Genomic DNA, 25,532 nt, shown 5'->3' with positions numbered 1-25,532 from the left:
ATGACGACCCGCTATCGGTTGACGACAAGGGGCAAGCATAGACAACGAATTCAAATTTGAATTTGATCTAGCCCGGCTCTAGTCTGCACAGACTCCCATCCAGCAGGGTGCAAGCATGCCTGGACCACCCCGCAAGGCTCGCCAGGAGCCGCCCCGCGCGCCGCGCCAGGACGGCGAAGCCACTCGTCGCCGGATACTCCTGGCGGCCGGCGAACTGTTCGCCGAGCGTGGCTACACCGACACCACCAGCAAGGCCATCTGCCAGCGCGCGCAGTGCAACATGGCCGCGGTGAACTACCACTTCGGCAGCCGCGACGGCCTCTACCGCGCGGTGCTGCAGGACATGCACAAGCACCTGATCGGCTACGACCAGCTCGAACGACTGACCTGCGGCCAGCGCCCGCCCCGCGACAAGCTCGCCGACCTGATCGCGGCACTGACCCTCAACGTTGCCAACGGCCAGCGCTGGCAGGCGCGCCTGTGGGCCCGCGAGCTGCTGACGCCCTCGCCCTTCCTCTCCGAACTCATCGACCGGGAGGCCATGCCCAAGGTGCGCCTGGTGCTGGCGCTGCTCGGCGAGGTCACCGGCATCCCCGCCCAGGAGCCGGCGCTGCTGCGTTGCCTGTTCAGCGTGATAGCGCCCTACCTGACGCTGCAGGTGATCAGCCGGGAAATCCCCACGCCGCTGACCGGCCTGTTCGAACAGCCGCCGGAAGACCTCGCCCGCCACCTGCAGCTGTTCGCCCAGGCGGGGCTGGAGGCGGTGGCGCGGGATTACCGCGACGGGCGGCTGTAGTACGGCGCTGGCCGGCCTACAGCGTCGCCGGTGGGGCCCATCCTACGGGTGGGAACGCCATGTCTCCGGGCAATCTGTAGGAGCGGACCTTGTCCGCGATAGCCGGAGGTATCGGCGCGGTTCGCTGCCCCACCCACGCCATTCCCCCGTAGGATGGGTTGAGCGAAGCGATACCCATCGCCATGGCGGGTCGGGCCCGGAGTGCCCGGGAACAGGTGACCCGGAACGCGCCTGGAATCACGGTCAAACGGCGGATAACGCCGTAGGCGTTATGCGCCCTACGCAATGCCCAACCATGACGTAGGGCGCATGACCGTTCGCGGTTATCCGCCGCCGCAAACAAAAAGGCCGCACCCCGGTAGGAATGCGGCCCTTTCTCGTCCAGCGCCGGCGGGATCAGGCGGTAGCCCGTGCCTCGCCCTTGCGCTTGAGCAGGTAGCAGATGCCCATCAGCACCACCCATACCGGGATGGCGTACACCGACACGTCGATGCCCGGGATCTGCAGCATGATGCCGAGGATGAACACCACGAAGGCCAGGCACAGCCAGTTGCCGAACGGGTACCACAGGGCGCGGAAGCTGGTGCGCACGCCCTCGCGGTTCTTCGCGCGGCGGAACATCAGGTGGGCCAGGCTGATCATCGCCCAGTTGATCACCAGCGCCGCCACCACCAGCGACATCAGCAGCTCCAGCGCCTGGTGCGGGATCACGTAGTTGACCACCACGCAGGCCAGGGTGATGAAGGCCGAGACGCCGATGGCCAGCAGCGGCACGCCGCGATCGTCGACCTTGGCGAAGGCGCGCGGGGCGTCGCCCTGCTCGGCCAGGCCGAAGAGCATGCGGCTGTTGCAGTACACGCAGCTGTTGTAGACCGACAGCGCCGCGGTCAGCACCACGAAGTTCAGCACGTTGGCCGCGACATCACTGCCCAGCAGCGAGAACACCTTGACGAAGGGGCTGCCGCTGTACGGGTCGCCGGAGCTGTTGATGCTCTGCAGCAGCGCGTCCCACGGGTACAGCGAGAGCAGCACGGCCAGGGCGCCGATGTAGAAGATCAGGATGCGGTAGATCACCTGGTTGATCGCCTTGGGGATCACCTTCTTCGGCTCCGCCGCTTCGGCCGCGGTGATGCCCACCAGCTCCAGGCCGCCGAAGGAGAACATGATGATCGCCAGGACCATCACCAGGCCGGAAATGCCGTTGGGGAAGAAGCCGCCGTGGCTCCACAGGTTGCTCACCGAGGCCTGCGGGCCGCCGTGGCCGCTGGCCAGCAGCCAGATGCCGAGCAGGATCATGCCGATGATGGCGGCGACCTTGATGATGGCGAACCAGAACTCGGTCTCGCCGAAGGCCTTCACGTTGAACAGGTTGATGGCGTTGATCAGCACGAAGAAGATCGCCGCCGTGGCCCAGGTGGGGAACTCCGGCCACCAGAACTGGATGTACTTGCCGACCGCCGTGAGTTCCGACATGCCGACCAGGATGTACAGCACCCAGTAGTTCCAGCCGGACATGAAGCCGGCGAAGCCGCCCCAGTACTTGTGGGCGAAGTGGCTGAAGGAACCGGCGACCGGTTCCTCGACGATCATCTCGCCGAGCTGGCGCATGATCAGGAAGGCGATGAAGCCGCCGATGGCGTAGCCGAGGATCATCGACGGGCCGGCGGATTGCAGTACACCGGCCGAGCCCAGGAACAGGCCGGTACCGATGGCGCCACCCAGGGCGATCAGCTGGATGTGGCGGTTCTTCAGGCCACGCTTGAGCGAGCCTTCATGCAGATGGGGGTGTCCATCCATTGCGGGGTTCCTCGGTAGAGGGGTTGGCATTTTTATCGTTATGGTGCGCGGGTAAGCGCGAAGACTAACGAAAAACGGGAGCCCGAGAGCTCCCGTTTTCGATTTTCAGGCCTGGCTTAGCGCGGGAAGGCCGGCGGGTTGACCCCAGCCATCTCTTCCATCACGCGGACCACCTGGCAGCTGTAGCCGAACTCGTTGTCGTACCACACGTACAGCACGACGCGGTTGTCGTTGCAGATGGTGGCTTCGGCATCGACCACGCCGGCGTGGCGGGAGCCGACGAAGTCGGTGGAGACCACTTCCTGCGAGCTGACGAAGTCGATCTGCTTCTGCAGGTCCGAGTGCATGGCCATCTGGCGCAGGTACTCGTTGATCTCCTCGCGGGAGGTCGACTTGTTCAGGTTCAGGTTGAGGATGGCCATGGACACGTTCGGGGTGGGAACGCGGATGGCGTTGCCGGTCAGCTTGCCCTTGAGCACCGGCAGGGCCTTGGCGGCGGCGGTGGCGGCACCGGTCTCGGTGATCACCATGTTCAGCGGAGCGCTGCGGCCGCGGCGGCTGCCCTTGTGGAAGTTGTCGATCAGGTTCTGGTCGTTGGTGTACGAGTGAACGGTTTCGACGTGGCCGTTGACGATGCCGTACTGGTCATCGACTGCCTTGAGCACCGGCACGATAGCGTTGGTGGTGCAGGAGGCGGCGGAGACGATCTTGTCGTCGGCGGTGATGTCGCCATGGTTGATGCCATGGACGATGTTCTTCAGCGCGCCCTTGCCCGGAGCGGTGAGGATCACGCGGTCGACGCCCGGGCACTTCAGGTGCTGGCCGAGGCCGTCGGCGTCGCGCCACTTGCCGGTGTTGTCGACCAGCAGGGCGTTCTTGATGCCGTACTGGGTGTAGTCCACCGAGGACGGATCGTTGGAGTAGATCACCTGGATCAGGTTGCCGTTGGCGGTGATGGTGTTGTTGGCCTCATCGATGGTGATGGTGCCGTCGAACTTGCCATGCACGGAGTCGCGGCGCAGCAGGCTGGCGCGCTTGACCAGGTCGTTCTCGGCGCCCTTGCGCACGACGATGGCGCGCAGGCGCAGGCCGTCGCCGCCACCGGTCTTCTCGATGAGGATGCGCGCCAGCAGGCGGCCGATGCGGCCGAAGCCGTACAGCACGACGTCGGTGCCTTCGCGGGCGGCGCCGTTCTGCTTGCCGACCACGTCGGCCAGCTCGTCCTTGGTGAACTGCTCGATGCTGCGGCCGTTACCCTCGGCCTTGAACTTGGCGACCATCTTGCCCAGGTCGACCGAGGCGGCGCCGAGTTTCAGCTCGCTCATGGCCTTGAGGACGGGGAAGGTGTCGTGAACCGACAGCTCGGCTTCGTCGGCCAGGCGGTGGCGGGCGAAACGGTGCGCCTTGAGAATGTCGATCACCGAACGGTTGATCAGGCCACGGCCGTAGATCGAGGTCACCACGTTGTTGTTGCGGTAGAGCTGGCCGATCAGCGGAATCATGGCTTCCGCGAGGGCTTCACGATCGATCCACTCACCGAGACACTGGTCGGGCTTCTGATTCACGGGCATTACCTTCCACATGTAGGAGAAGAAAAAAGGGGCTACATTATGACGGTGCAGGCCATCGCCGGCAATCTGCAGCGCTGCAAAGACTGACAGCCGTCAATCGGGATAGTTACAATCCACCCGGTCAAATTTCCGACCGGAGCCCGCTACGCCCGTGTCCGTATTGCGTATTCCCGCCTTGCCGGCCGCGGCCGGCAAGCAAACCTGGGGCAACCTGCCCGGCGCCGCCCTGAGCCTGGCGGTGGCCGAGGCCGCCGCCCGGGCCAGCCGTTTCACCCTGCTGCTGACCACCGACAGCCAGAGCGCCGAGCGCCTGGAACAGGAGCTGCGTTTCTTCGCCCCGGACCTGCCGGTATTGCAGTTGCCGGACTGGGAAACCCTGCCCTACGACGTGTTCTCGCCGCACCAGGACATCATTTCCCAGCGCGTCGCCACCCTCTACCAGTTGCCCGAGCTGCGCCGCGGCGTGCTGGTGGCGCCCATCGCCACCGCCCTGCATCGCCTGGCGCCGGTGAAGTTCCTGCTGGGCGGCAGCCTGGTGCTGGACATCGGCCAGAAGCTCGACGTCGAGCAGATGCGCCTGCGCCTGGAAGCCGCCGGCTACCGCTGCGTGGACACCGTCTACGAACACGGCGAGTTCGCCGTGCGCGGCGCGCTCATCGACCTGTTCCCGATGGGCAGCGAGCTGCCCTACCGCATCGACCTGTTCGACGACGAGATCGAGACGCTGCGCACCTTCGACCCGGAGAACCAGCGCTCCATCGACAAGGTGCAGAGCATCCGCCTGCTGCCGGCGCGCGAGTTCCCCCTGCGCAAGGAGGCGGTCACCGGCTTCCGCGGGCGCTTCCGCGAGCGTTTCGACGTCGACTACCGGCGCTGCCCGATCTACCAGGACCTGGCCAGCGGCCTGACCCCGGCCGGCATCGAGTACTACCTGCCGCTGTTCTTCGAGGAGGGCGAGACCTCCACCCTGTTCGACTACCTGCCCCAGGACACCCAGGTGTTCTCCCTGCCGGGCATCGAGCAGGCCGCCGAGCAGTTCTGGAACGACGTGCGCAGCCGCTACGAGGACCGCCGCTACGACCCCGAGCGGCCGCTGCTGCCGCCGGCCGAGCTGTTCCTGCCAGTGGAGGACTGCTTCGCCCGCCTGAAGAGCTGGCCGCGCGTGGTGGTCAGCGCCGAGCCGGTCGAGCCGGGCGTGGGCCGCGAGAGCTTCCCCGCCGAGCCCCTGCCGGACCTGGCCATCGAGGCCAAGGCCAGCGAGCCGCTGGCCCGGCTGCGCCGCTTCATCGAGGAATTCCCCGGGCGCATCCTGTTCAGCGCCGAATCCGCCGGGCGCCGCGAGGTGCTGCTGGAACTGCTGGCGCGGCTGAAGCTGCGCCCCGGCGAAGTCGACGGCTGGCCGGCCTTCCTCGCCCAGCCCGAGCGCCTGGCCATCACCATCGCGCCGCTGGACGACGGCCTGCTGCTGAGCGGCGAAGTCGCGCTGATCGCCGAGAGCCCGCTGTTCGGCCAGCGCGTGATGCAGCGCCGGCGCCGCGAGAAGACCCGCGACGGCGGCGAGAACGTCATCAAGAACCTCACCGAGCTGCGCGAAGGCGCGCCGGTGGTGCACATCGACCACGGCGTCGGCCGCTACATGGGCCTGATCACCCTGGAGATCGACGGGCAGAACGCCGAGTTCCTGGCCCTGGAGTACGCCGACGAGGCCAAGCTCTACGTGCCGGTGGCCAACCTGCACCTGATCGCCCGCTACACCGGCAGCGACGACGCCCTGGCGCCGCTGCACAAGCTCGGCTCCGAGGCCTGGCAGAAGGCCAAGCGCAAGGCCGCCGAGCAGGTCCGCGACGTCGCCGCCGAACTGCTCGACATCTACGCCCGCCGCGCCGCGCGCAAGGGCTACGCATTCAAGGACCCGCAGGCCGACTACGCCACCTTCTCCGCCGGCTTCCCCTTCGAGGAGACACCGGACCAGCAGGCGGCCATCGACGCTGTGGTGGCCGACATGCTCGCCGACAAGCCGATGGACCGCCTGGTGTGCGGCGACGTCGGCTTCGGCAAGACCGAGGTAGCCATGCGCGCCGCCTTCGTCGCCGTGCACAGCGGCAAGCAGGTAGCGGTGCTGGTGCCTACCACCCTGCTAGCCCAGCAACACTACAACAGCTTCCGCGACCGCTTCGCCGACTGGCCGGTGACGGTGGAGGTGATGAGCCGCTTCAAGACCGCCAAGGAAGTCGAAGGCGCGGTCGGCCAGCTCGCCGAAGGCAAGGTGGACATCGTCATCGGCACCCACAAGCTGCTGCAGGAGGACGTGCGCTTCAAGAACCTCGGCCTGGTCATCATCGACGAGGAACACCGCTTCGGCGTGCGCCAGAAGGAGCAGCTCAAGGCCCTGCGCAGCGAGGTGGACATCCTCACCCTCACCGCCACGCCGATCCCGCGCACCCTGAACATGGCCGTGGCCGGCATGCGCGACCTGTCGATCATCGCCACGCCGCCGGCGCGCCGCCTGTCGGTGCGCACCTTCGTCATGGAGCAGCAGAACGCGGTGATCAAGGAGGCGCTGCTGCGCGAGCTGCTGCGCGGCGGCCAGGTCTACTACCTGCACAACGAGGTGAAAAGCATCGAGAAGTGCGCCCGCGACCTGGCCGAACTGGTGCCCGAGGCGCGCATCGGCATCGGTCACGGGCAGATGCACGAACGCGATCTGGAACGAGTGATGAGCGACTTCTACCACAAGCGCTTCAACGTGCTGGTGGCCTCGACCATCATCGAGACCGGCATCGACGTGCCCAGCGCCAACACCATCCTCATCGAGCGCGCCGACAAGTTCGGCCTGGCCCAGCTGCACCAGTTGCGCGGGCGCGTCGGCCGCAGCCACCACCAGGCCTACGCCTACCTGCTGACGCCGCCGCGCAAGCAGATGACGCCCGACGCCGAGAAACGCCTGGAGGCCATCGCCAACGCCCAGGACCTGGGCGCCGGCTTCGTCCTGGCCACCCACGACCTGGAAATCCGCGGCGCCGGCGAGCTGCTCGGCGAAGGCCAGAGCGGGCAGATCCAGGCGGTGGGCTTCACCCTCTACATGGAAATGCTCGAACGCGCGGTGAAAGCCATCCGCAAGGGCGAGCAGCCCAACCTGGAGCAGCCCCTGGGCGGCGGCCCGGACATCAACCTGCGGGTGCCGGCGCTGATCCCCGAGGACTACCTGCCCGACGTGCACGCCCGGCTGATCCTCTACAAGCGCATCGCCAACCAGCTGGACGAGGACGGCCTGCGCGAACTGCAGGTGGAGATGATCGACCGCTTCGGCCTGCTGCCGGAGCCGGCGAAGAACCTGGTGCGTCTGACGCTCCTGAAACTGCAGGCGGAGAAGCTCGGCATCGTCAAGGTGGATGCCGGCCCCCAGGGAGGCCGGGTAGAATTCGCCGCCGATACCTGCGTCGACCCACTGGTGCTGATCAAGCTGATCCAGAGCCAGCCGAACCGCTACAAGTTCGAAGGCGCGACCCTGTTCAAGTTCCAGGTGCCCATGGAGCGCCCGGAAGAACGCTTCAACACCCTCGAGGCGCTGTTCGAGCGCCTCGCGCCCAACGCATCCTGAAAGGACCAGTATGTTCCGCTACCTGCCGCTGCTGCTTGCCCTTATCGCCCCGGCGAGCTTCGCCGACGACCTCTACCAGGTCGAACTGATCCTGTTCCAGCAGGAAGGCGACGTCGTCTACTCCAGCCAGCCGGCGCCCGACGACTGGGCCAAGGGCGCCCAGCCGCTGGGCGAGGACGCCCGCCGGCCGACGGCGATGGACGCCCAGGCCAACAAGCTGGCCCAGGCCCAGGGCTACCACGTGCTGATGCACAAGGCCTGGAAACAGTCCATCGGCGACACGCCGGTGAAGATCGCCCTCAGCGAAGGCCGCCAGCAGGATGACCACTTCCCCGTGGAAGGCACCATCAGCCTGCGCCAGCAGCGCTTCGTCGACACCCAGGTGGACTTCTGGATCAACCAGTTCGGCGCCGACGGCCTGCTCGCCAACAGCCAGCACATGGTCCAGGACGTCAGCCTGAAGAACGACGTGCTGGCCTACCTCGACCATCCCAGCCTGGGCATGCTGATCCGCGTCAGCCCGCTCAACGCCAAGCCGACCACACCGCCGCCGGCGGAAATGCAGGAAGAGGCGCCGGCCGGGCAACCGCAGCAACCCGCCCCGGAAGCCCCAGCCAACGGCGGCTTCGACGCCCCGCCGGCGAGCGAGCCAGACCAGCAGTAAACGCAAAGGGGGGCAGCATGCCGCCGTTCATCGAGCATCTGCGACGCATTCCCTGGCGCCGCCTGTTCCCCAGCGTCACCCTGGTCCGCGGCGAAGCCTACGCCCGCGAGGGCCGGATACAGATCACCCGCCTGACCGAGCGCACGCTGGACAGCGTGTGCGATGGCTCGGGCAGCAATCGTTACCGCCAGCGCATCGGCCTTTCCGCCAGCGGCGACACCCTCGAGTGCCAGTGCGATTGCCCGGTCGGCTTCGACTGCAAGCATTGCGCGGCGGCGCTGCTGCACCTGCTGGAAGGCCTGCCCCCCTCGACCTCCGCGGAGCCCGCGCCAGCCGCCCGCCCACCCCAGAGGACCGCCACCGAGCTGTCCTACGACCTGCAGCACTGGCTGAGGAAGCTGCCCGCCGTCCTCAGGGAGCAGCCGCCCGGCACGGCGCTGCACGAGTCGCCACTGTACTACCGCCTGACCAAGAGCGGCCGAATACTGATCCACACCGCCGCCCATACGGCAGGCGGCAAGCTCCAGGGCTACCTGCGCATCTCCTCGATAGCCCAGAGCCTGCCCTGCGTGGATGCCGTGGACCAGCAAATCCTGGTCCGCGCACTGGACGCCCCGGGCACCCAGCCCCACACCAGCGAAATAGCGCTCAAGGGCCGCAAGGGCGCCGATCTGCTGGAGCTGATCCTGCGCAGCGGGCGCCTGTTCCTCGACCTGGGCCCGCCGGCCAGCCAGTTGCTCGCAGGGCCGGAACTGCCCGCTCGGCTCGCCTGGCGCAGGGACGAGTACGGTGACTACAGGGTCGCCTGGGATACCGACGCCGAGCCCCGGCCACAACTGCTGACGCAACTGACGCCACCCTGGTACCTCGACCGCAAGAACCTGCGCGTGGGCCCGCTGCACCACGGCCTGCCCGAGGCCCTGGCCAGCTATCTGCCGAGCGCACCGCCGGTGAGCGAGGAAGAGGCCATGCTGTTCGCCCTGCAACTGAAGGAACTGGCGCCCCAGGCGCCCCTGCCGGTGAGCTACGCGGAACAGCGCCTGGAAGACGTCCGCCCCGTTCCCCACCTGTACCTGACCAGCCTGACCCAGCGCTCCTACAGCAGGGAACGCTATGGCTTCGTCGAGGAGCTGCGCCACCTCGCCGCCCTGGACTTCGCCTACCAGGGGCAGCGGGTGCATGGCCCTGCACGCAAGGACCAGCCGATCCGCTTCCACGTCGATGGCAGCTTCGTCACCATCGAGCGCCAACCCAAGATCGAGCAGGCCTTGCGCAAGAGCTTGCAGAAGCTGGGCCTGGAGAAACTCGGCAAATACGACACTCCCCGCCAGTTGGAGTACAAGTCCGAAGTCTTCTCGGCCGATGCCGAGCGCTGGCCCGCGGTTCTCCGCGGCCTGCCGAAACTGCGCGAACAGGGCTGGGTGGTGGAGATGGCCGACGAGTTTCTCCTCGACTTCAGCGAAGTCGAGGACTGGTTCGTCCACATAGAGGAAGAGGCCGGCAACGCCTGGTTCGACCTGGAGCTGGGCATCCGCGTCGACGGCCAGGAAGTCAGCCTGCTGCAACCGCTGCTGGAACTGCTCCGCCAGCGCCCCGAGGCGCTGCGTGATGGCGCAGCCAACGCCCCCGGAGCCGAGCTGCCCATACGGCTCCACGCGCATCGCCAGGCCGACGGCAAGCCGCTGAAGGTCAGCCTGCCGCTGGAGCGGGTCAAGGCGATACTGCAGGTTCTGGAGGGGCTGTACCTCGCCAGCCCGGAAAACAACGGCGACAGCCTGCGCCTGTCGAGCGCCGACGCCGGGCTGCTCGCCCCGCTCGACGAACATCCCCTGCACTGGCAGGGCGGCGAACGCCTGCTGCGCTTCGCCAAGCGCCTGCGCGACCACCACCAGCAAGCGTGCCAGCCCCCCGAGGGCCTGCGGGCCGAGCTGCGCCCCTACCAGCTGCAGGGCCTGGCCTGGATGCAGGCGCTGCGCGAACTGGAAGTGGGCGGCATCCTCGGCGACGACATGGGCCTGGGCAAGACGCTGCAGGTGCTGGCGCACGTTCTCACGGAAAAACGCGCCGGGCGCCTGGACCGCCCGGCCCTGGTGCTGATGCCCACCAGCCTGGTGGCCAACTGGCAGGACGAGGCACAACGCTTCGCCCCGGACCTGCGCGTGCTCACCCTGCACGGCAGCGACCGCCACAAGGGCTTCGACGAACTCGGCCAGTACGACCTGCTGCTCAGCACCTACGCCCTGCTGCCGCGGGACATCGAGGCGCTGAGCCGCCAGCCGCTGCACCTGGCGGTGTTCGACGAGGCGCAGTACCTGAAGAACGCCAGCAGCAAGTCGGCCCGGGCCGCGGCGAAGCTCGACGCCCGCCAGCGCCTGTGCCTGACCGGCACGCCGCTGGAAAACCACCTGGGCGAGCTCTGGGCGCTGTTCGACCTGGTCATGCCCGGCTGGCTGGGCGATGCGCGCAGCTTCGCCCGCCTGTACCGCACCCCCATCGAAAAGGCCGGCGACAGCCAGCGCCTGGCCCACCTCAACGCCCGCATCAAGCCCTTCCTGCTGCGGCGCAAGAAGGAACAGGTGGCCAACGAACTGCCGCCCAAGAGCGAGATCACCCACTGGGTGGAACTCAGCGACGTGCAGCGCGACCTCTACGAAACCGTGCGCCTGGCCATGGACAGCAAGGTCCGCGCGGAAATCCAGCGCAAGGGCCTGGCGCGCAGCCATATCGTGGTCCTCGAAGCCCTGCTCAAGCTGCGCCAGGTCTGCTGCGACCCGCGCCTGCTGGACCAAACCCTGCCGGCGGCGGGCTCGGGCAAGCTCGCCGGCCTGCTGGAAATGCTCGACGAACTGCTGGAGGAAGGCCGCCGCGTGCTGCTGTTCTCGCAGTTCACCTCGATGCTCGAACTGATCCAGGCGGAGCTGGAGCAACGCGGCATCCCCTACGCCCTGCTCACCGGCGACACCCGCGACCGCCGCCAGCCGGTGGAAGACTTCCAGCAGGGCCGCGTGCCGCTGTTCCTGATCAGCCTGAAGGCCGGCGGCACCGGCCTCAACCTCACCGCCGCCGACACCGTGATCCACTATGACCCCTGGTGGAACCCGGCGGTGGAACAACAGGCCACCGACCGCGCCTACCGCATCGGCCAGGACAAGCCGGTGTTCGTCTACAAGCTGATCGCCCGCGGCACCCTGGAAGAGAAGATCCAGCAGTTGCAGGCAAGGAAGGCAGCGCTGGCCGCCGGTGTGCTGGAAGAAGGCAAGGACAGCGGTCTTCAGCTGCAGGACAGCGATATAGACGCCCTCTTCGCGCCCCTGCCGAAAGCCTGACCTGCCGCACGATTCTCATGTAGGAGCGCGCCCTGCGCGCGAAATCGCGGGCAGGGCCCGCTCCTACAGCCGCCGGGAGGCATGGCGTTCCATTGTAGGAGCGGACCTTGTCCGCGATAGCCAGACGTCCCGGCGCGATTCGCGGATAAGATCCGCCTACGGGTACGCCCTCACACCATACGCGCGCCCTGCGCGCGAAATCGCGGGCAGGGCCCGCTACAGCCGCCGGGAGACATGGCATTCCATTGTAGGAGCGGACCTTGTCCGCGATCAGCACGAATCGCGACGGCAGGCCTATCAGCCCACCAACACCCGCGCCAGCACCTCGCGCACTTTGCCGATGCCCTCGTGCAGGGCCTGTTCGATCTCGGCCATGGTGATGATGCCGCTGGACTTGCCCGCCGCCGGGTTGACCACCAGCGACAGGCAGGCATAGGGCAGCTCCAGCTCGCGGGCCAGGGCGGCTTCGGGCATGCCGGTCATGCCGACGATGTCGCAGCCGTCGCGCTCCAGCCGGGCGATTTCCGCCACCGTCTCCAGGCGTGGGCCCTGGGTCGCCGCGTAGACGCCATGGCTGCTGTGCGGGTGGCCCAGCGCCTGCAGCGCCGCCACCAGCTTCTGACGCAGCCCTTCGTCATAGGGATGGCTGAAGTCGATATGGGTGACGTGATCGATGTCGCCGGCGAAGTAGGTGTGCTCGCGGCCGTAGGTGTAGTCGATGATCTGGTGCGGCACGCAGAGGTGGCCGCTGCCCATGGCCGCGTGGATGCCGCCCACCGCGTTGACCGCCAGAACCGCCTGGGCGCCGGCCTGCTTGAGCGCCCAGAGGTTGGCACGGTAGTTCACCTGGTGCGGCGGGAAGCGGTGCGGGTGGCCGTGGCGGGCCAGGAACAGCACCTCGCGGCCGGCGTACTCGCCGCGCTGGATCGGCGCCGAGGGCACGCCGTAGGGCGTGTCCAGGTTCAGCGAATCCTTCAGGGTCAGGCCTTCCAGCTGGGTCAGGCCGGTGCCGCCGATGATGGCGTAGACGGTCATGGCGAATCCTCAGTCGATCAGTTGTGCCGCGCGCAGTTCGCCCACGGCCTGCTGCCAGCGCGGCAGCTGCTTGTATTCGATGCCCGGCCAGGCCTTGGCGCGCATCCGAGCCAGGCGCTCGGGGGCCTTCACCTTCAGGCGCTGCAGGGCGCCCAGGGCCAGTTCCGCCGAGCCACGGTCGTTGCACACCAGGCCCATGTCGCAGCCGGCATTCAGCGCCGCCTGGATGCGGCTGGCGGCGTCGCCCACCACATGGGCGCCGGCCATGGACAGGTCGTCGCTGAAGATCACCCCGTCGAAGCCCAGCTCGCCGCGCAGGATGTCCTGCAGCCAGCGCCGCGAGAAACCGGCGGGGCCGGCATCCACCTGCGGGTAGATGACGTGGGCGGGCATCACCGCATCCAGCTCGCCGGCCAGGCGCTGGAAAGGCACCAGGTCGCTGCGGCGGATCTCATCGAGGCTGCGCTCGTCCTCGGGAATCCCCACGTGGGAATCCACCTCGGCCCAGCCGTGGCCGGGGAAGTGCTTGCCGGTGGCGGCCATGCCGGCGGCGTGCATGCCGCGGATGAAGGCGCCGGCCAGCCGCGTGGCGCGCGCCGGGTCGCCCTCGAAGGCGCGGCTGCCGACCACGGCGCTGCGCTGGTGGTCCAGGTCCAGCACCGGGGCGAAGCTCAGGTCCAGGCCCACCGCCAGCACCTCGGTGGCCATCAGCCAGCCGCACTGCTCGGCCAGGCGCTCGGCGTTGGCGTTGTCGGCGATGGCGCGCATCGCCGGCAGCCGCAGGAAGCCCTGGCGCAGGCGCTGCACGCGGCCGCCCTCCTGGTCCACCGCCAGCAGCAGGTCCGGGCGCAGGGCGCGGATGGCCGCGCTGAGTTCGCGCACCTGGCGCGGGCTTTCGATGTTGCGGGCGAAGATGATCAGCCCGCCCACTTCGGGGTGGCGCAGGATCCGGCGGTCCTCGGCGGTGAGCCAGGTGCCGCCGATGTCGAGCATCAGGGAGCCTTGCATGGGGGAATCCTTAACAGAGTTCGGCCGCGCGCCACTGCGGCTGCGGCGCCTCGTCGAGGCGCACGGGGCAGTGCAGCGGCACACGGGGGAAGAGTTGCAGCAGGTCGGCGTTGCGCAGGCGCACGCAGCCATGGGACAACGGCGCGCCCATGGGTTCGCAATCCGGCGTGCCGTGCAGGTAGATGTAGCGACGGAAGGTATCCACCTCGCCCAGGCGGTTGACGCCCGGCTCGCAGCCGCTCAGCCAGAGGATGCGGGTGAGGATCCAGTCGCGCCCGGGGAACTGCTCGTGCAGCGCCGGGCTCCACACCTCGCCGGTCCAGCGCCGGCCACGCAACACCGCGCCGCAGGGCAGGCCTTCGCCGATCTTCGCCCGCACCTGGTGCAGGCCGCGCGGCGTGCAGCCGGAGCCTTGGCGCTCGCCGGCGCCGTTCAGCGCGGTGGAAACGGGCAAACGCAGCACCAGACGCTGCGCGGCGAAGCCGTAGAGCATCTGGTCGGCGAGGGAAATGTGCAGCAGGTCGAGATCGGGCATCGTCCGCCAGCGACAGCAGGAATGGCCCGCTACTTTAGCCGATCGGTCGTGGCAGGCCCAGCGCGCTCAGACCTTGGCCGGCGCCGGCGCCTTGCTGCGCGGCTTGGGCTGGGCGCCGGCCAGGGACGGGTCGCTGACGCCGCTGTCGGCGCGCATGCCGGCGGCGAGGAACGGCACCATCAGGCGCATCACCTGCTCGATGGAGGTGTTCACCCCGAAGTCGTTCTCGGCCATGGCGCGCAGCGCCTTGATCCCGGACATGCTGAAGGCCGCGGCGCCGAGCATGAAGTGCACGCGCCAGAACAGCTCGATGGGCGGCAGGCGCGGCGCAGCCTCGTTGACCAGCAGCATGTAGCGGCGGAACACCTTGCCGTAGACCTCTTCGAGGTACTTGCGCAGGTGCCCCTGGCTCTGGCTGAAGGCCAGACCCAGCAGGCGCATGAAGATCGACAGGTCGTTGCCGCTGCGCGGCTTCACCGCCATGGCCTGCACCACCAGCAGTTCGAGCAGTTCCTCGAGGCTGGCGCGCGGCGCGTCGGGCTTGGCCTGGCGCCGGTCCAGCTCTTTTTCCAGACTGGCGCAGAAGGGCCCGAGGAAGCGCGAGAAGACCGCCTGGATCAGCGCCTTCTTCGAGCCGAAGTGGTAGTTCACCGCCGCCAGGTTGACCCCGGCCTTGCTGGTGATCAGACGCAACGAGGTCTCGGCGAAGCCTTTTTCCGCGAACAGCTGCTCCGCAGCATCGAGGATACGTTCGACGGTTTCCGACTGGGCCATGGATGATTTCACCTGACAAACACTTGTTTGAAACTTACGTTTCAAATCAATCCATTGTCAAGCCTGGCGCGGGGGGATTGTTGCGGATTCTCGGGCAATACGACGAACGATGCCAGCGGGACGTTGGCCGAATCCGCCGAATTACAGCCCCCGGCCGATGAAATAATTCGTTGCCAGCGGCCGACCACTGTATATAATCCCAGCCACTGTACAAAAAGACAGAGTAGGGACATGCAGAAGCTGACGCCGCGCCAAGCCGAGATCCTCTCCTTCATCAAGCGTTGCCTGGAAGACAACGGCTACCCGCCGACGCGCGCCGAGATCGCCCAGGAGCTCGGCTTCAAGTCGCCCAACGCCGCCGAGGAGCACCTCAAGGCCCTGGCCCGCAAGGGCGCCATCGAGATGACCCCCGGCGCCTCGCGCGGCATCCGCATCCCCGGCTTCGAACCCAAGGCCGCCGCCAACGAGGACGAACTGCCGATCATCGGCCGCGTCGCCGCCGGCGCGCCGATTCTCGCCGAGCAGAACGTCGAGGACGCCTGCCGCATCAACCCGGCCTTCTTCAACCCGCGCGCCGACTACCTGCTGCGCGTGCGCGGGCAGAGCATGAAGGACGTCGGCATCCTCGACGGCGACCTGCTCGCCGTGCACGTCACCCGCGAGGCGCGCAACGGCCAGATCGTCGTCGCCCGCCTTGGCGAAGAGGTCACGGTGAAGCGCTTCAAGCGCGAGGGCAGCAAGGTCTGGCTGATCGCCGAGAACCCCGAGTTCGCGCCCATCGAGGTCGACCTCGAGGAACAGGAACTGACCATCGAAGGTTTGAGCGTCGGCGTCATCCGCCGCTGACAGGAGGCCCCATGCAGTATCCCCAGCCGCTGGACCTGCCCCAACTGCCGCTGTTCCAGGAGGCGCTCTGGGCCAACGCCGAAGAGCCCCTGCTGGCCAAGCTGGCAGAACCGGATGCCGTCGAGGACGAAGCCTTCAGCGAACTGTCGCTGCGCGGCCTGCCGGGCCACTGCCAGAGCCTGTTGGCGCCCATCCTGCGCGAACTCAGCGAAGAGAAGGATGCCCGCTGGCTGACGCTGATCGCCCCGCCGGCCAGCCTCACCCACGACTGGCTGCGCAAGGCCGGGTTGAACCGCGAGCGCATCCTGCTGCTGCCGGCGCGCGACCAGGCCTCCGCCCTGAGCCTGGCCTGCGAGGCGCTGCGCCTGGGCCACAGCCACACGGTGGTCAGCTGGCTATCGGCGCTCGGCGGCAAGGCGCGCGCGCAATTGTCCCGCGCGGCGCTCGCCGGGCAGGCGCAGAGCCTGAATATCCGTCTGGGGTAGTAAAGGAAGGGATCAGTGCAGGACGCGCGGGCCGTCCTGCTCGACCTCGCCACCTTCGGCGAGGCGGCCGGCCAGTTGCACGCCGACGTTGAACATCGCCTTGGCGATCTCGATGTGCTGGCCCTGCAGGAAGCCCTTGGCGTCGTTGGAGAACTCCAGGGTCACCAGCGCCTCCTCGTCTTCCGCGCGGCGCAGTACGATGCGCCCATCGGGCAGTTCAACGATTTCCAGGAATGAGGTCGGCATGGCTAGGTTCTCTCACAGCAGAACGGCCATTGTAACAGTCATGGCCGCTCTCCCCTAGCCCAACCGACTTCCGGCAGGCTCAGAGCTCGGTCAGCGCCCCGCGGAAGCGCAACACCATTTCCTTCAGCGACTTGCGCCAGGCTTCCAGTTCGGCGTTGCCCAGGAGCTGCGGCTCTTCCTCGTCCAGGCTGACGGCCTGGATCAGCGGCTGGGTCGGGTCGACCTTGGCCTTGCGCGGCTCGCGCGGCGGCTGGAACAGCTCGGCGTAGGCGGCCAGCAACTGCGCCAGCCAGGTTTCCGGCTGCTGCGCCAGCTCCACCAGCTCGGCCAGCTCCGGGCTCGGCGAGGCCGCCAGCACCTCGGCGTTGAGCAGCAGCTCGACGCACGGCGCATTGGCCTCGGGCAGGCGGTAGTAGCCGGCGATCTCATGGGCTACGCCCAGCACCGCGCCATACAGGTGGAACAGCGCCGCCTCGCGCTCGGCCTGCACCAGCGCCTGGGCGTTCATCGGCCGCGCCTCTTCCGCCTTGCGCCAGGCTTCCAGGGCCAGGCCGGCGAAATACAGCTTCTGGTTGGTGCGGGTGTAGAGTTCCTGAGCCATCAGCGCGCCCTCATGCGGTCACTCGGCAGTATATGCGCGCCCCGCCTGCGCGGGGCGCGCCGCCCATCAGCGCTTGTCCTCGACCTTCCACTTGCCGCCGTCGAAGAAGGCGCGCCAGCCGCTGGGCTTGCCGTCCACCTCGGACTGCACGTACTGCTCCTTGGTCTTGCGGCTGAAGCGGATCACCGCCGGGCGGCCGTCCGGGTCCTTCTGCGGCGCGGCGAGCAGGAAGTGGTATTTCGGGTCCAGCTCGTCCTTGTGCGGGATCAGCTCGCTCACCAGGGGCGCGCGGGTCTCGCGGTTCTTGGGGAACTGACTGGCGGCCAGGAACAGGCCGGAAGCGCCGTCGCGCAGCACGTAGACGTCGTCGACCTTCTCGCACTTGAGCTCGGGCATGCGGATGGCGTCCATCTTCGGCGGCGCCGGCTCGCCGTTCTTCAGCAGCTTGCGGGTGTTCTTGCAGGCCGGGTTGGTGCAACCGAAGAACTTGCCGAAGCGGCCGGTCTTGAGCTGCATCTGGCTGCCGCATTTGTCGCATTCCAGGCTCGGGCCTTCGTAGCCCTTGATGCGGTACTGGCCTTCCTCGATCTCGTAGCCCGGGCAGTCCGGGTTGTTACCGCAGATGTGCAGCTTGTGCTTCTCGTCCAGCAGGTAGGCGTCCATCGCCGTGCTGCAGATCGGGCAGCGGTGCTTGCCGCGCAGCACGCGGGATTCGGACTCGCCCTCGTCGTCCGCGGCGATCTCGTCGCCGGGGATGAGGTTGATGGTGGCCTTGCAGCGCTCCTTCGGCGGCAGGCTGTAGCCGGAGCAGCCGAGGAACACGCCGGTGGAGGCGGTGCGGATCATCATCGGCCGGCCGCACTCGCGGCAGGGGATGCTGGTCAGCGTCGGCTGGTTGGCGCGCATGCCTTTCTCGCTGACCTCGGCCACTTCGAGCTTCTTCTTGAAGTCGCCGTAGAACTCGTCGAGCAGGTGTTTCCAGTCGCGCTCGCCCTGGGCCACGTCGTCGAGGTGCTCTTCCATGCCGGCGGTGAAGCCGTAGTCCATCAGGTTGGAGAAGCTCTCGTTGAGGCGGTCGGTGACGATGTCGCCCATCTTCTCGGCGTAGAAGCGGCGGTTGTGGGTGGTGACGTAGCCGCGCTCCTGGATGGTCGAGATGATCGCCGCGTAGGTCGACGGGCGGCCGATGCCGCGCTTCTCCAGCTCCTTGACCAGGCTGGCTTCGGAATAGCGCGCCGGCGGCTTGGTGAAGTGCTGGCTCGGGTCGAGCTTGAGCAGCTTCATCGCATCGCCCTGGTCCATCATCGGCAGCACGTCGTCCTCGCCCGGCCTGCTCTGCTGCGGCAGCACTTTGGTGTAGCCGTCGAACTTGAGGATGCGGCCCTTGGCGCGCAGCTCGAAGTCACCGGCGGCGACGCTGACGGTGGTGGACAGGTACTCGGCCGGCGGCATCTGGCAGGCCACGAACTGGCGCCAGATCAGGTCGTACAGGCGCTCGGCGTCGCGCTCCATGCCCGACAGCTGGGTCGGACGCAGGTTGACGTCGGACGGACGAATCGCTTCGTGCGCTTCCTGGGCGCCTTCCTTGCTGGAATAGAAGTTCGGCTTGGCCGGCAGATATTTCTTGCCGAACTCGCTGTCGATGAAGCCGCGCACCATGTCGATGGCGTCGGCCGACAGGTTGGTCGAGTCGGTACGCATATAGGTGATGTAGCCGGCCTCGTAGAGACGCTGGGCCATCATCATGGTCTTCTTCACGCCGAAGCCCAGGCGGTTGCTCGCGGCCTGCTGCAGGGTCGAGGTGATGAAGGGCGCAGAGGGCCGGCTGGAGGTCGGCTTGTCCTCGCGCTTGGCCACGCTGTAGCTGGAGGCCTTGAGCTTCTCCAGGGCGGCCATGGCCTGGGCTTCGTTGAGCGGCTTGAAGGCTTCGCCCTTCTCGCGCACCACTTCGAAGCGGGCCTTATCGCCGCGCGGGGTGTTCAGGTCGGCGTGGATTTCCCAGTATTCCTCGGGAACGAAGGCGCGGATCTCGCGCTCGCGCTCCACCACCAGCTTCACCGCCACCGACTGCACGCGGCCGGCGGACAGGCCGCGGGCGATCTTCGACCACAGCAGCGGCGAGACCATGTAGCCCACCACGCGGTCGAGGAAGCGCCGCGCCTGCTGGGCGTTGACGCGGTTGATGTCCAGCTCGCCGGGCTGCGAGAAGGCTTCCTGGATGGCCTTCTTGGTGATTTCGTTGAACACCACGCGCTTGTAGCGGCTGTCGTCGCCGCCGATGGCCTCGCGCAGGTGCCAGGCGATGGCCTCCCCTTCGCGGTCCAAGTCGGTTGCGAGATAGATGGTGTCGGCATCCTTGGCCAGGCGGCGTAGCTCCTCGATCACCTTCTCCTTGCCGGGGAGGATCTCGTACTTGGCCTTCCAGCCGTGCTCCGGGTCCACGCCCATACGGGTGAACAGCTGGCGTTTGGCCTTCTCCTTCGGCGACAGCGCAGGGGCTTCGGCAGCGCTCTTGCGGGCCTTGGCCGCGGCCGGCTCCTTCGCGCTGGACGAACCGCTGGTGGGCAGGTCGCGAATGTGGCCGATGCTCGACTTCACCACGTACTGGCTGCCCAGGTACTTGTTGATGGTCTTGGCCTTGGCCGGTGATTCCACGATGACCAGCGATTTACCCATGGATCGGAAGATTCCTGCTTCGAGAAGATGAATATAAGGAGGGAGGCGCCCGGAACGGCACCGCTATATATAGTGGTGGTCCGCCCAAGGTCAAGTTCAGGATTCGCCGAAACCGACCTGGGTCAATCCCAGCGGGTCGTTTTCGGCGCTCACCAGAGCAAAGCGCGGAACCAGCTCGCCGTCCACCTCCACCGCTTCGGTGAACATGCCCAGCGGGCGCACCCAGAGGCCGAACTCGCCGTACAGAGCCTGGTAGACCACCAGGGTCTCCTCGCTCTCCGAATGCCGCGCCACGCCCAGCACGCGGTAGTGCTGGCCCTTGTAGTGACGGTACAGGCCGGTCTGCAGTTCCATTCGCTGCCCTCCTCGGCAAAAAAGCCGCGATTCTCCAGGCCCAGGGCGATCGGGGCAACCCCGCCGCCCGGAAAAACGAAAGCCGGGGCACAAGGCCCCGGCTCGTCCATCGACGAAAGCTTAGACGCGTTCGAAGATGGTGGTGATGCCCTGGCCGAGGCCCACGCACATGGTGGACACGCCCAGGGTGCCGCCGTTCTGTTTCATCACGTTCAGCAGGGTGCCGGAGATGCGCGCACCGGAGCAGCCGAACGGGTGGCCCAGGGCGATGGCGCCGCCGTGCAGGTTGACCTTCTGGTCCATCTTGTCGAGCAGCTTGAGGTCCTTCAGCACCGGCAGGGCCTGGGCGGCGAAGGCTTCGTTGAGCTCGACGAAGTCGATGTCGTCGATGGTCAGGCCGGCGCGCTTGAGCGCCTTGTTGGTCGAGGGCACCGGGCCGTAGCCCATGATCGCCGGGTCGACGCCCGCCACGGCCATGGCGCGGACCACGGCCATCGGCTGGATGCCCAGGTCCTTGGCGCGCTGGGCGCTCATGACGATCATGCAGGAAGCGCCGTCGGTGATCTGCGAGGAGGTGCCCGCGGTCACGGTGCCGCCCTTGGGGTTGAACGCCGGCTTCAGCGAGGCCAGGCCTTCCAGGGTGGTTTCCGGACGAATGGTCTCGTCGAAGTCGAAGACCTTCAGGAAGCCGTTCTCGTCATACCCTTCCATCGGGATGATCTCGTCCTTGAACTTGCCTTCCTGGGTGGCCTTCCACGCCAACTGGTGCGAACGCACGCCGAACTTGTCCTGGGCCTCGCGGGTGATGCCGTGCATCTTGCCCAGCATCTCGGCGGTCAGGCCCATCATGCCGGAGGCCTTGGCGGCGTACAGCGACAGGTGCGGGTTCGGGTCGACGCCGTGCATCATGCCGACGTGGCCCATGTGCTCCACGCCGCCGACGACGAAGACATCGCCGTTGCCGGTCTGGATCGCCTGCACGGCGGTGTGCAGGGCGCTCATCGACGAGCCGCACAGGCGGCTGACGGTCTGGCCGGCGCTGGTGTGGGGGATCTGGGTCATCAGCGAGGCCATGCGCGCGATGTTCCAGCCCTGTTCCAGGGTCTGGTTCACGCAGCCCCAGATGACGTCCTCGACTTCCGCCGGGTCGACCTTCGGGTTGCGTGCAAGCACGCCGCTGATCAGGTGCGCGGACATGTTCTCCGCACGGGTGTTGCGGTGCATCCCGCCCTTGGAACGGCCCATCGGGGTGCGGCCGAAGTCGACAATGACGGCGTCTCTCGGATTCAGGCTCATAAATTCACTCTCGCTCTATTCGTTCGCACTCAACCGAAGAACTTCTGGCCGTTCTTGGCCATTTCACGCAGCTTCGCGGTCGGGTGGTACAGCGGGCCCAGGTCGGCGTACTTGTCGGCCAGGGCGACGAATTCGGCCACGCCGATGGAGTCGATGTAGCGCAGCGCACCGCCACGGAAGGGCGGGAAGCCGATGCCGTAGATCAGGCCCATGTCGGCCTCGGCGGCGGTTTCGACGATGCCGTCTTCCAGGCAGCGCACGGTCTCCAGGCACAGCGGGATCATCATGTAGTTGATGATGTCCTCGTCGCTCAGCTCACGCTGCTCGCTGACGATGGCCTTGAGCAGTTCGTAGGCCTGCGGGTCGCTGACTTTCTTCGGCTTGCCGCGCTTGTCGGTCTCGTAGGCGTAGAAGCCCTTGCCGTTCTTCTGGCCCAGGCGGTTGGCCTCGTACATGACGTCGACGGCGGTCTTGCCTTCAACGGCCATGCGGTCCGGGAAGCCTTCGGCCATCACGTCGCGGCCATGGTGGCCGGTGTCGATGCCGACCACGTCGGACAGGTAGGCCGGGCCCATGGGCCAGCCGAACTTCTCCATCACCTTGTCGATGCGCGCGAAGTCGACGCCGAAGCCCAGCAGCTTGGAGAAGCCGCCGAAGTACGGGAACAGCACGCGGTTGACCAGGAAGCCGGGGCAGTCATTCACCACGATGGGGTTCTTGCCCATCTTCTTGGCGTAGGCCACGGTGGTGGCGACGGCCACTTCACCGGACTTCTCGCCGCGGATGACTTCGACCAGGGGCATCATGTGCACCGGGTTGAAGAAGTGCATGCCGACGAAGTTTTCCGGGCGCTTCAGGGCCTGGGCCAGCAGGCTGATGGAGATGGTCGAGGTGTTGGAAGCGAGGATCGCGTCCTCCTTGACCACGCCTTCCACCTCGGCCAGCACGATCTGCTTGACCTTGGGGTTCTCGACCACGGCTTCGACGACGATGTCGACGTTGCCGAAGTCGCCGTAGGACATGGTCGGGCGGATGGCGTTCAGCGCCTCGGCCATCTTGGCCGGGGTCAGGCGGCCCTTCTCGACGCGCTTGCCGAGCAGCTTGGAGGCCTCGTTCAGGCCCATCTGGATACCCTCTTCGCGGATATCCTTCATCAGGATCGGGGTGCCCTTGACCGCCGACTGGTAGGCGATGCCGCCGCCCATGATGCCGGCGCCGAGCACGGCGGCCAGTTTCACGTCCTTGGCGACTTCGTCGTACTGCTTGGCTTTCTTCTTCAGTTCCTGGTCGTTCAGGAACAGGCCGATCAGGCTTTGCGCGACCGAGGTCTTGGCCAGCTTGACGAAGCCCTGGGCCTCGACTTCCAGCGCCTTGTCACGGCCGAAGTTGGCGGCCTTCTGGATCGACTTGATGGCTTCGACCGGGGCCGGGTAGTTCGGGCCGGCCTGGCCAGCGACGAAGCCCTTGGCGGTCTCGAAGGCCATCATCTGCTCGATGGCGTTGAGCTTGATCTTTTCCAGCTTGGGCTGGCGGCGGGCCTTGTGGTCCAGCTCGCCGGCGATGGCGCGCTTGACCAGATCCAGGGCCGCGGCCTGCAGCTGCTCGGGGGCGACCACGGCGTCGACGGCGCCGACTTTCAGGGCGTCCTCGGCACGGTTTTCCTTGCCCGAGGCGATCCACTCGACGGCGTTGTCCACGCCGATCAGGCGCGGCAGGCGCACGGTGCCGCCGAAGCCCGGGTAGATGCCCAGCTTGACTTCCGGCAGGCCGATCTTGGCGGTGGCGCTCATCACGCGGAAGTCCGCGGCCAGGCACATTTCCAGGCCGCCGCCCAGGGCGATGCCGTTGATCGCGGCGACGGTCGGGACCTCGAGGTCCTCGAAGGCGCTGAAGATCTTGTTGGCTTCGAGGTTGCCGGCCAGCAGTTCTTCGTCCGGCAGCTTGAAGTTGTCGACGAATTCGGTGATGTCGGCGCCGACGATGAACACGCCTTTGCCGCTGGTCACGATCACGCCCTTGACGGACGCATCGGCCTTGATCGCATCGACTGCTTCACGCAGTTCGTTCAGGGTGAGCCGGTTGAACTTGTTGACGGACTCGCCCTTGAGGTCGAAATTCAGCTCGACGATGCCGCTCTCAAGAGCCTTAACCGTGATGGCTTTACCTTGGTAAATCATCAACTGATCTCCACGCTAGGGAAGCTTGAACTCACGCATCGGACGCCGTGTATCGGGACCGTTCCGCAGTCGCGGAGCATAGTCCCAAAGCCTGCGGCACACCCGCCGATGCGATAGTCGGGGCCTTGGTTCGACCGTTCGTACATGGCAAACGCTCGATTCATACGCCCGTTTGATTCGGGTGTGCACACCTTCTTCGAAAAGCCTGCGCTTGTCAATCGCGGACGGCTGTCCGAAAGGCCTCTGGTTCGCCGCATTCAGCGAGGTTCTGCCGCGACATTCAGCAAAACCATGGCGCCCCGTGCCGCTGTCTGGCCCGGGGCCAGCCGCGTCGTTGGCAAAATGCCCGGACGCAGGTTAGAGTCCGGCGAATCGCTTGTCGCCGAGCATCGCGAAGAACAACAAGAAGCCCCACGGCCCCAAGGAGACGCGCCCATGCCATGCCGACCGCTGGCCCGCCTGTTGTCCCTGTTCGTCCTGTCCGCCCTGCCCTTTCTGGCCCACGCCGAGCCCGCCGGCGACCTGCTGGCGCTGCACCAGATGCGCCTGGCCGCCCAGCGCAGCCTGAGCGACCTGTTCCTGCTCAACGCCATGGCCGGGGACCCGCGCTACGCGGGCCTGGTGGCCAGCTCCACGGCCGACGCCGACGCCGCCCTGGAGCGCCTGGGGCAGATGCCCGGCAGCGCCTCGGCGCAGCTCAGGGGCAAGCTGCAGGAACAGTGGGACGGCTACCGCCAGGCCCTGGAGCAGCAGCTGCAGGCGCAGAAGCAGAACGGCTACAACGACTTCCAGCCCCTGGGCGACCTGGCCCGCCGCAACAGCCAGTTGCTGGATACCGCCGAACAGCTCTACGAGGGCATCCAGAAGGACAGCGGCCAGCAGGTGCCGCCGCTCACCCAGCAGAGCCGCGAGCAGAGCCTGCTGATGCAGTCGATCACCTGGAACTACGTGTCGCGCAACGCCTCGGTGGGCGCCAACCCGGTGCGCAGCGAGGACCAGCAGGCCCTGGACGACCTGACCAACCGCTTCGCCATCAACCTGCTGCAACTGCAACAGGCGCCGCAGACCAGCCCGGAGATCGGCCGCGAACTGCGGGCCATCTCCACCAAGTGGCGGTTCATCGAGAAATCGCTGCAGGGCGCCGCGCAGAGCAACGTGCCCTTCCTCATCGACAAGTACTCCGACGGCATCATCGCCGACCTGGAGCAGGTCTCCGGCCGCTATGCCGCGGCGCAGCTCTGAATGACGGCAGCGCCACGGCGCTCAGGCGCGCCGGGAAAGGAACTCGGCGATGCGCTGCAGGTGGCTGGCGTCGCCGCGCTCGCCCCAGTACAGGGCGATGAACTGCGCCGAAGCCTCGACCATGTACACGTCGCCCGGCAGCGTCGCCAGGTCGGCGAGCAGCTGCGCATCGGCGCAAGGCTCGCGCCAGCGGTCCAGCCACACGCCCGGTGCGCTCTGCCAGTAGCGCCACTCGTCGTTGCGCCCACGGCTGCGGCCGCGGTGGTACTGCGCGCAGCTCTGCGGCGGCTGCCGCTCCAGCCAGTGCGGCCACTCCTGGCGCGCCATCTGCATGGCCAACCCCAGGCGCCGCGCCTGCAGGCGCAGGTCCATCTGCCCGCGCTGGCCGCGCGAGGGCATCAGCCAGGCCAGCGGGCTGAGCACCAGCGCCAGGAGCAGAATCGACCACCAGACCGTCATATCGGGTATACCTCGGCCCAAAGAGCCATACTTGCATTCATAA

Annotated in this window: 20 protein-coding genes; 7 read left to right on the top strand and 13 right to left on the bottom strand. The window is 67.2% G+C overall.

Annotation, left to right across the window (positions count from 1 at the left end):
* Nucleotides 1–115: 115 nt before the first annotated feature.
* The gene (locus IG194_RS23770; protein ID WP_058488921.1) at nt 116–796 is read left to right on the top strand and encodes a TetR/AcrR family transcriptional regulator; all 681 of its coding nucleotides are present in this window, start codon (nt 116–118) and stop codon (nt 794–796) included.
* A gap of 396 nt (nt 797–1,192) precedes the next feature.
* On the opposite strand, the gene IG194_RS23765 is transcribed toward IG194_RS23770, so the two are convergent.
* A complete protein-coding gene (locus tag IG194_RS23765) occupies nt 1,193–2,593 on the bottom strand; it encodes an amino acid permease (RefSeq protein WP_058071953.1) in 1,401 nt (466 codons plus the stop codon).
* A 116-nt stretch (nt 2,594–2,709) separates the two neighbouring features.
* A complete protein-coding gene (locus tag IG194_RS23760; protein ID WP_043267306.1) occupies nt 2,710–4,176 on the bottom strand; it encodes a glyceraldehyde-3-phosphate dehydrogenase in 1,467 nt (488 codons plus the stop codon).
* Nucleotides 4,177–4,315: 139 nt separating this feature from the next.
* Here IG194_RS23760 and mfd point away from each other — a divergent pair, with 139 nt between their 5' ends.
* The 3 genes from mfd to IG194_RS23745 are packed head-to-tail and all read left to right on the top strand — an operon-like array spanning nt 4,316 to nt 11,755.
* Nucleotides 4,316–7,765 (top strand): transcription-repair coupling factor, encoded by a 3,450-nt coding sequence (gene mfd, locus IG194_RS23755; RefSeq protein ID WP_058488920.1) that lies wholly within the window; start codon nt 4,316–4,318, stop codon nt 7,763–7,765.
* A 10-nt stretch (nt 7,766–7,775) separates the two neighbouring features.
* Nucleotides 7,776–8,429, top strand: coding sequence for a CsiV family protein (locus IG194_RS23750; protein WP_009621368.1), 654 nt, complete (start codon nt 7,776–7,778; stop codon nt 8,427–8,429).
* A gap of 17 nt (nt 8,430–8,446) precedes the next feature.
* Entirely contained in the window at nt 8,447–11,755 is a 3,309-nt protein-coding gene (locus IG194_RS23745) for a DEAD/DEAH box helicase (RefSeq protein WP_082996380.1), read from the top strand.
* 297 nt (nt 11,756–12,052) lie between these two features.
* Here IG194_RS23745 and IG194_RS23740 read toward each other — a convergent pair whose 3' ends face one another.
* The 4 genes from IG194_RS23740 to IG194_RS23725 all read right to left on the bottom strand — a co-directional run bounded on the left by IG194_RS23740 (nt 12,053) and on the right by IG194_RS23725 (nt 15,107).
* Nucleotides 12,053–12,790 (bottom strand): S-methyl-5'-thioinosine phosphorylase, encoded by a 738-nt coding sequence (locus IG194_RS23740; RefSeq protein WP_058488919.1) that lies wholly within the window; start codon nt 12,788–12,790, stop codon nt 12,053–12,055.
* Between the two features lie 9 nt (nt 12,791–12,799).
* Nucleotides 12,800–13,798, bottom strand: a complete 999-nt coding sequence (gene nagZ, locus IG194_RS23735; protein ID WP_058488918.1) for a beta-N-acetylhexosaminidase — start codon at nt 13,796–13,798, stop codon at nt 12,800–12,802.
* 10 nt (nt 13,799–13,808) lie between these two features.
* Nucleotides 13,809–14,333 carry a L,D-transpeptidase gene (locus IG194_RS23730; RefSeq protein ID WP_058488917.1) on the bottom strand — a complete coding sequence of 175 codons (525 nt, stop codon included), beginning with the start codon at nt 14,331–14,333 and terminating at the stop codon, nt 13,809–13,811.
* A 66-nt stretch (nt 14,334–14,399) separates the two neighbouring features.
* The gene (locus IG194_RS23725) at nt 14,400–15,107 is read right to left on the bottom strand and encodes a TetR/AcrR family transcriptional regulator (RefSeq protein WP_058488916.1); all 708 of its coding nucleotides are present in this window, start codon (nt 15,105–15,107) and stop codon (nt 14,400–14,402) included.
* 231 nt (nt 15,108–15,338) lie between these two features.
* On the opposite strand from IG194_RS23725, the gene lexA reads away from it, so the two are divergent.
* Nucleotides 15,339–15,953 carry a transcriptional repressor LexA gene (lexA, locus tag IG194_RS23720; RefSeq protein ID WP_043267317.1) on the top strand — a complete coding sequence of 205 codons (615 nt, stop codon included), beginning with the start codon at nt 15,339–15,341 and terminating at the stop codon, nt 15,951–15,953.
* An 11-nt stretch (nt 15,954–15,964) separates the two neighbouring features.
* A complete protein-coding gene (gene sulA / locus IG194_RS23715) occupies nt 15,965–16,438 on the top strand; it encodes an SOS-induced cell division inhibitor SulA (RefSeq protein ID WP_058488915.1) in 474 nt (157 codons plus the stop codon).
* Between the two features lie 12 nt (nt 16,439–16,450).
* On the opposite strand, the gene IG194_RS23710 is transcribed toward sulA, so the two are convergent.
* From IG194_RS23710 to fadB, 6 genes are all read right to left on the bottom strand, one after another.
* Nucleotides 16,451–16,684 (bottom strand): hypothetical protein, encoded by a 234-nt coding sequence (locus IG194_RS23710; RefSeq protein WP_009621357.1) that lies wholly within the window; start codon nt 16,682–16,684, stop codon nt 16,451–16,453.
* A gap of 79 nt (nt 16,685–16,763) precedes the next feature.
* A complete protein-coding gene (locus tag IG194_RS23705; RefSeq protein WP_058488914.1) occupies nt 16,764–17,285 on the bottom strand; it encodes a DUF6586 family protein in 522 nt (173 codons plus the stop codon).
* A gap of 66 nt (nt 17,286–17,351) precedes the next feature.
* Complete coding sequence (topA, locus tag IG194_RS23700) at nt 17,352–19,961, bottom strand: type I DNA topoisomerase (protein WP_043267321.1); 2,610 nt, start codon at nt 19,959–19,961, stop codon at nt 17,352–17,354.
* 96 nt (nt 19,962–20,057) lie between these two features.
* Nucleotides 20,058–20,315 carry a DUF1653 domain-containing protein gene (locus IG194_RS23695; RefSeq protein ID WP_009621354.1) on the bottom strand — a complete coding sequence of 86 codons (258 nt, stop codon included), beginning with the start codon at nt 20,313–20,315 and terminating at the stop codon, nt 20,058–20,060.
* 120 nt (nt 20,316–20,435) lie between these two features.
* Nucleotides 20,436–21,611, bottom strand: a complete 1,176-nt coding sequence (gene fadA, locus IG194_RS23690; RefSeq protein ID WP_043319022.1) for an acetyl-CoA C-acyltransferase FadA — start codon at nt 21,609–21,611, stop codon at nt 20,436–20,438.
* Between the two features lie 29 nt (nt 21,612–21,640).
* Nucleotides 21,641–23,788 carry a fatty acid oxidation complex subunit alpha FadB gene (fadB, locus tag IG194_RS23685; RefSeq protein ID WP_043267325.1) on the bottom strand — a complete coding sequence of 716 codons (2,148 nt, stop codon included), beginning with the start codon at nt 23,786–23,788 and terminating at the stop codon, nt 21,641–21,643.
* A gap of 435 nt (nt 23,789–24,223) precedes the next feature.
* On the opposite strand from fadB, the gene IG194_RS23680 reads away from it, so the two are divergent.
* Nucleotides 24,224–25,030, top strand: a complete 807-nt coding sequence (locus tag IG194_RS23680; RefSeq protein ID WP_043267327.1) for a hypothetical protein — start codon at nt 24,224–24,226, stop codon at nt 25,028–25,030.
* Nucleotides 25,031–25,051: 21 nt separating this feature from the next.
* Here the strand turns inward: IG194_RS23680 and IG194_RS23675 are convergent, their stop codons facing one another.
* Nucleotides 25,052–25,489, bottom strand: coding sequence for a hypothetical protein (locus IG194_RS23675; RefSeq protein WP_009621349.1), 438 nt, complete (start codon nt 25,487–25,489; stop codon nt 25,052–25,054).
* Nucleotides 25,490–25,532 lie beyond the last annotated feature (43 nt).

It is taken from the genome of Pseudomonas sp. ADPe (assembly GCF_014843515.1).
GTDB classification, from domain to species: domain Bacteria; phylum Pseudomonadota; class Gammaproteobacteria; order Pseudomonadales; family Pseudomonadaceae; genus Pseudomonas; species Pseudomonas citronellolis.
Note: the sequence above shows the minus strand (reverse complement) of the source record. Positions and strands in the feature narration are given on the sequence as shown.